Genomic DNA, 1,533 nt, shown 5'->3' with positions numbered 1-1,533 from the left:
GGTTCGGAGATGATGCGACTGCCGAGCCCCGGACGACAGCGTCCATGACGGCCACGACCCGCATGATCAGCGCCTGCTCACCCGCAGTCCCGGACAGCGACACGGTCCGCGCGTACCGCAACCGCACGAAGACCGCGTCGCTGTACAGCGGGCCCGCCGCGTCACCATCCGCGGGCCCGTCACGCCCCGGGGTCAGCCCAGGCGCGCCTGCCGGGCTGCGGTGTAGCGGGCGGCGACGTCGGCCCAGTTGACGATGTTCCACAGGGCGGTGGCGTAGTCGGCCTTGACGTTCTTGTACTGCAGGTAGAAGGCGTGCTCCCAGGCGTCGAAGACCAGTAGCGGGGTGCTACCGATGCCGATGTTGCCCTGGTGGTCGTAGACCTGTTCGATCAGGAGCCGGTCGGCGACGGGTTCGTAGGACAGCACGCCCCAGCCGGAGCCCTGCACGGTGGTGGTGGCGGCGGTGAGCTGGGCCTTGAAGGCATCGAACGAGCCGAAGTCGTTGGTGACGGCGTCGGCGAGGACGCCGTCGGGCTTGTCACCGCCGTCGGGGGAGAGGTTCTGCCAGTAGAGCGAGTGCAGGACGTGGCCGGAGACGTTGAACGCGAGGGTCTTCTCCAGCCCGACGATGGCGGCGAAGTCGCCCTTGTCGCGGGCTTCGGCGAGCTTGTCGAGGGTGGTGTTGGCGCCGGCGACGTAGGCGGCGTGGTGCTTGTCGTGGTGCAGTTCCAGGATCTCGCCGCTGATCGACGGTTCGAGGGCGGCGTAGTCGTAGGGCAGGTCGGGCAGAGTGTAGATCGCCACGGGCGTGGAGTCCTCTCATCACGGTGAGAAATGGGATGTGTACAGGACGGGCCGCTGTGGATCCGTTCCTGGCTCTGTGGGGCCTGGCCGGCCGGGGTGTGCGCAGTGTGCTGTCGGTCAGGCCGGCGGGTCGGTGACGTAGGCCCGTTGGATCGCGGCGAGCACGTCGCGGGGCCCACGTTCCGGTCCGGCGCGTTCGGCCAGGTGGTCGAGGGCGATGCCGCACAGGGTGGACAGGCCGAGGACCAGTTCGGCCATGGCGGCGGCGGGGTTGGAGCGGCCGGCGCCGTCGGCCATGACCCGCTGGACGCTGGCCCAGAAGAAGCCGGGGTCGTCGGTGGAGTCGGTGTAGGCGGTCATGACCTCGATCGCTACGGGCAGGCATCCCGCGGGACCGCTTCCGATGTCACGCATCGACCGCTCCCTCTCCAGCGCCGTCTACGGCCATGCCTGCTGCGGCGTCAGCCAACGCCATCATGGAGTACTTGCAAAGAGTATGTAACTGCAAGCTTGTTTCTGCAAGAGAGGCGTCACTGTGGGTGGCTGTTCCATGATATTCCGGTGGACGGGCGGCTCTCCAGGCTGCTTGTCGCCCCGACACGGGCTTCTGCCCCTGTCGGGTAGTGCCCGATCGGGGAACCACTGTGGAAAGCCGGGCAGGCCGACGGGTCTGTCACGCCCACGGTCGGCCAACCGACCAACCGACCAACCGGCCAACCGGCCAACCGG

2 protein-coding genes are annotated in these 1,533 nt (G+C 68.3%); both read right to left on the bottom strand.

All coding sequences use genetic code 11. From position 1 onward, the window contains the following. Nucleotides 1-192 precede the first annotated feature (192 nt). Nucleotides 193-804, bottom strand: a complete 612-nt coding sequence (locus tag DD1DGNOD_RS10150; RefSeq protein WP_131766736.1) for a superoxide dismutase — start codon at nucleotides 802-804, stop codon at nucleotides 193-195. Between the two features lie 117 nt (nucleotides 805-921). Continuing rightward, nucleotides 922-1,218, bottom strand: coding sequence for a hypothetical protein (locus DD1DGNOD_RS10145; protein ID WP_131769975.1), 297 nt, complete (start codon nucleotides 1,216-1,218; stop codon nucleotides 922-924). Between the last annotated feature and the right edge of the window lie 315 nt (nucleotides 1,219-1,533).

Origin of the sequence: Candidatus Protofrankia californiensis, assembly GCF_900634765.1 — a bacterium.
In the GTDB taxonomy this organism is placed as follows: Bacteria; Actinomycetota; Actinomycetes; order Frankiales; family Frankiaceae; genus Protofrankia; species Protofrankia californiensis.
Note: the sequence above shows the minus strand (reverse complement) of the source record. Positions and strands in the feature narration are given on the sequence as shown.